The sequence below is a fragment of the Lishizhenia sp. genome, assembly GCF_033720595.1.
In the GTDB taxonomy this organism is placed as follows: Bacteria; Bacteroidota; Bacteroidia; order Flavobacteriales_D; family Crocinitomicaceae; genus Lishizhenia.
The window spans coordinates 1-5,560 of record NZ_JAWWCF010000190.1 but is presented as its reverse complement, the minus strand read 5'-3'; the positions used below and the strand labels follow the sequence as shown (position 1 = coordinate 5,560).

The window sequence follows — 5,560 nt, the reverse complement described above, 5'->3', positions numbered from 1 at the left end:
CGGTGTAAATACAACCATCAGATGGCGTGAATACATTTTGGTCTCCAAGTCCACAATTTACAATGCTAGGTTTTGTGTCGTCTGTAATAATTACTTGAACATAACAGGTATCTGTATTACCAGACCCATCTGTTATTACCCAAGTAACAAGGGTCGTATCTAAGTTAAAATCAATACCGTCTAAAGAGTTTCCAGAACCAGTAGTGGCTCCACTTAAGGTATACGCAATAGAAGAAATAGAACAATTATCTGTAGCTGTTACATCTAAGCCAACACCTGAATTACTATATACACAATCGTTGTTTGTACTAACATTTATGTTTGAAGGACAATAAGTAATGGTAGGAGGTGTAACATCAGGAGTTGTTGTAACAAGTACTGAATCTGAAACTACACAACTGCTATCATCTGTAACGGTTACATAGTACATTCCTGCAACTAATCCTGTTAAGTCTTCTAAGCCACTAACAAAACCATTTGGTCCTGTCCATGAAATGACGTAGGGCGCTGTTCCACCGCTAATGGCAAGATCAACGACTCCGTCATTTTCATTTGGACAGCTTACCTCTCCTGTTAATGTGGGTTTAGCTATAAAAGGAGGGGCGATAGTAATCGGCCAAGGAGTTGATTCACATCCGTTTTGGTCTCTTACTACTATGCTGTAGGTATTGTCTACTGCAAGGGAAATAACATAATTTCCAGCAGGGTTATAAGTTGCTCCACCATCTGTAGAAACTTCATAAGGTCCGCCGTCACCACCAATTGGTGTTACAGTGACGTTGATATTTGTAGTTCCCTCAGGAACACAAGGGTCGAAACTTACATCTTGGATGGCTACATTGCTGTCAATTTCTATAGTTGTTGGAATTGGAGTTGTACATCCATTACTGTCTAATGCGTATAAATTATAGCTTGCATTAACTCCAAGTTGCGCTGAATAATCTTCATAGGCTTGGTAAGTAACACCGTTATCAAAACTAACTCTATAACTTCCGAAAGCTCCACCTGAAATAGAATCAACAGTTACTAATGTTGTAGCTTCTCCTGGTACCGGACAATCTATAGTGAATTCTTCTATAATTACACTGTCTGGTTCGTTAATGAAACTTTGGATTTTATTTCCAAGTGTACATCCATTAGCATCCGTAACTTCTACCTCGTATAGACCTACTTCCAAGGAAGTAACATCCTCGAGATTACTTGTAAAGCCATTTGGACCTGTCCAAGCATAACTATATGGAAGTATACCACCTGTATTTGTCAGGTCAATAAAACCATCGTCGCTATCTCTACATGTAATGTCATTTACTTCGAAAGTAGTTACCAATTGGTCTGGTTCATCCACACCCGTGCTGTCAGAAATTGTACAGCCATTGGCATCTGTAACTTCTATCACATAGGTGTTAGGAGCAAGAGATACGATATCTTGCGTTTGTGCTACCGGTGATCCGTTAGCTGTCCAGTTATAAGTATATGGGAAAACTCCTCCCAGAACAGTTAAGTCTATCGTTGCGTTGTCATCACCAAAACATACTGAATTAGTAGGGACAAGTGCTACCGAAAGTTCTTCGGGTTGAGCGATTGTAAAGGTTTTGAAAGTTGTACATCCTTGAACATCCGTAATAGTAACATCATATTCTCCAGCAGGGAGTCCGGAAACAGATGTCACATCCGTTTCACCGCTTGACCAAGAAATGGCGTAAGGTCCTGTACCTTGAGATACAATTAATGTTGCTCCACCATTGGCAAAGCCAAAACAACTTATATTTTGAGTAACTACACTTATTTTGAAATTCTGACAAGGAGGCTCGTTGAGAAAGACACTGTCTTCTTTTACACAAGAGTTTGCATCTAAAATTTCTACATAATAAATACCTGCAGATAAATTAGTAGCCGTTTGAGTTGTCTGCCCTGTTGGCGTCCAGGTATAAGTATATCCAGGTGTACCACCTGCAGGGTTGGCTGTTGCATCACCATCAATACCTCCAACAGATGTTGCGTCGTTGGAAGTTATAGTGTTCGTTATTTTACTCGGTTGGAAAACATCAACACTTGCTATGTCAATACATCCCAATGCATCGGTAACTGTAACTGTGTAAGTTCCAGCACTTAAGTTTGTTGCGTTTGCAGTGGTTTGAATTGGAGAGGTGTTCCATTCATAACTATATGGAGCAGTTCCTCCGGTTACAAAGGATGTTGCCTCGGCATCTGAGTCTCCAAAACATTCTAAGTTGGTGCTGCTTGCGGTAACTTGTAGACCGGAACAAGTAGGGTTGTTTACTACAACGCTTCCGGTGGCAATACATCCGTTTGCATCCGTTACAGTTACTGTTGCAATACCATAACACAAGGAGTCAGCCGTTAAACTAATATCACCGTTTGACCAAACTTGAGTGTATGGAGCGGTACCTCCTGATATTACTACATTTGTGGTACCGTCACAGGTTGTATCCGTACTCGTATTTGTGCTGGTTAAAGAAAGTTGTACTGCGGGTGGTTCTGTTACTTGAATTGCACTTTCAACAGAACAACCAATAGAGTCTGTTACAATGATGGTATAAGTTCCAGCGGAAACAATAGTTGACGATGAAGCGGCACCAGTAGACCATTCATAGGTGTAAGGAAGTGTACCTCCGGAAGCTCCAGCATTGAGTGTGGTTGTTCCGTCTGTACATGCAATGGGTGCGAAAAATGGGTCAGCTTTAATCGTGTCTGGAAAGAAAATTACTACTGTATCACGTGTGTTGGTACATCCTCCACCGGCACCTGTAGATTCTAAGTATAATTCTACGCTTCCCGCGCTTAGTTCTGCGGATGTGGGTGTGTATATCGTTGAAATTGAAGTGTTACTAGGGTTAAAAGAACCCGCGCCTCCTGACCATAGAATAGAACTTGTGTTGGTAGAACTTCCTTCTAGCAATGCTTCAGGGCTCGAAGCACAGACGATTTGGTCTTCACCAGCATCTACTGTAGGTGGTTGACTTTCAATAATTGAAACGGGTAAATTGAAAGAAGGACAAGTTGGGCTGTTCAAGTTATCGCTAATTCTGGCAGTATAAGATCCCTGCGCAGTAAAAATGTAAGTTGAATCAGTAGCAAGCGTGTCGTTCATGTCGTTTACCCAGTCGATAGTATACGTACCAAAACCTCCAATAGTGGAGGCTGTAACTTCAACACTTCCTCCTGCACAGATTTCTGCCGGATTTGGAGCGTATGTTGCGGTTAGGGAATCGAAGGTGTAAAGTCTTATGGTGTCCATGGTTTCATACGTACCACAATCCACGGATACCTGTTGTGAACCTGTAATTACATAGTCAATCCAATCAGGTGCTCCTGCTAGTGGTTCAAAGAAAGGACTACTACAGTCTAAACAGCTTAAGTATGAATCGTATAAAGCTAAGTTGGTATTCCCATCTGATGAGTTTATAGCTGAAATTGTTATTGAGTCTAAACCGAAAATATTTACCGGTAAGCTACAGCCAATTCTCGTAGAATCATCATTGGGAAAAGTTGGTTTTAATACCTGTCTTAAGAAAAATTGATTCGCATCATTCCCTGGTTTACTGTATGCAATTTTGTAATTGGGCCCGGTAATGTAAGGCGGTATACATACAGCTTGACCAGCGGGTGCGGTGGTATCACAAGTCCCTGCAACAACTGTATCACCTCCATTGATGAAATGATACGTACCTGAACCTGATGGGTTAGATCCATCTGCGATTCCTATTTCCACAGCTGCTACGTTAGGGTTTAGTTTGGCGTAAAAGGAAATAAATCGATCACTACCTGTAACACCACAACATTGTCCGGCACGTACGATGGTCGGGGAAATGTAAGTACTGTCGGGATAATCTGATAGATCCACTGTGATGAGCGGTACATTTGCATCACATTCGGGTAATGACTGGGCCATTACATTAAGGTTCAGCATTGCTGATAACATCCCCAAAATATAGAGGAGACGAGGTTTAGCAACGGAACCTGTAAAAGGTTTCGTTCGTTTCATAGCAGTAAGTTTTATTGTCTTACATACAAACAAATAAATGCGTGTAATTCACGGAAAGATTTATGGATGTTGAATTCTAATTTTGTAGGGTTCAAAATTCAAATTCCAAGTGCCGTTTGTGTATAATCCAATTGTAAAAGTTGTTATGAAGGTAAATCAACTTTTCCAATTAAACAAAATCTAAACGGCTGTTTTGAACGATGTAATTAGTTGGTAAACAGTGTAGTAATTAAAAAATTAGTTGATGTATTCCGCGTGTTTATTGGGGGAATAATTAAAGGCAATCAATTTTTTAGTAGACCTGTTATTAACAAAAAAATGTGAAAAAAAATTCAAACTTTTTTTATTTGGTATTGAAATAATGATAAAGAAGTTGTGTTTTTTTGAAAAATATGCTCGGAGAAAAAATCCAAAAATTGAATCAAACTAGAGGGTAAGTTGGAATATCAATCTTTTTTATGGAGTGAGCTAAATACAGGACGTTTATTGGAAATAATTCGTCTTCTTATCTTTTTCGTTAAAAGTACATGTTGGGTTACAAATTTGTAAGAAAAAATAAAAATATCCTTATCCTTTTCACAACATATCATTTCCCCCTTGCATACATTACATGGAACTGGTAAGGTAGATGGAGAAATTTCAGAGGTACATTTTAGGGTGTTGTTAGGGTTGAGTTTGGAGCACTCTCTTTCAACTAAAAAATTAGAATGAAATTCTTGTTGGCAATAAAAGTGTATATTCTTACTGTGAAAAGGGGAGATTTCCTGTATGTAAAAATCTTAAAATGTTTGATTTACAATGTTTTAATTCTTGTGTTTTTAACGGTTTGAATAGAATAATTGTCCTTAATTATTATTGAGGTAGCATAACTTTTCACCTCTTCTTTTCATAAAAAAGTATATCTGAATGCTCATTGCGTTTACTGGTTTTAGGGGATATGGTTAATAGTTTAAAGGGGTGATAAATTAACGCTTCTCAACTTCTTCAACGCTACTCAATTGATCTAATTCTACCCGAGCTTTGCCATTTTTACTTTTACCCAATATGCGTTTAAACTTTCTATTGAACAATATTTCTGACCCTTTGAAAGAGGTGCGTGAGTGTATGCTTTGTGCATAGGTTTCGTCATAGCCCTCCAGGAAAAGTAGGATTTCCATGTCTTTGGTTTGGACATCTTCTAGGGTTAGGTTTTTTAAAGGACTGTTTTCATCAAGGGGGTGTACGATGGTCCAACTCGAGGCTAAGAGGTTAATCATATCCATTTCGAGTGGAAGAAAGAAGAATTCTCTTTTTTCATTTTGTACTTGTGAGAAGGCTAGTTTTGCCTTTAGGTTTATGAGCTGACTATCCCTTTGATTGGCTACTCGAATCATTAATCCTTGTATTTCTTTGTAGGGAGCAATTAGTGCATTTTTGCTGAAAATAAGTTTTGCTTTGGGTTTGGAAAATCTTCCATATAGGAGTCCTGTAGCCAAGGCGAAACCTGATAATCCTATAAAGGATTCGAGGGATGAAACTAATCCTATTGCTTTGTTTTCTGGGCTCATGGCTCCG

At 39.0% G+C, this 5,560-nt stretch carries 1 protein-coding gene and 1 pseudogene; both read right to left on the bottom strand.

The genetic code is table 11. The annotated features are described in order from the left end of the window. On the bottom strand, positions 1 to 4,006 hold a 4,006-nt coding region (locus R3333_RS12070), incomplete at its 3' end, for a SprB repeat-containing protein (protein ID WP_318959031.1). 965 nt (positions 4,007 to 4,971) lie between these two features. Then, positions 4,972 to 5,560: pseudogene (locus R3333_RS12065) on the bottom strand (K+ channel, inward rectifier); the annotation flags it as partial.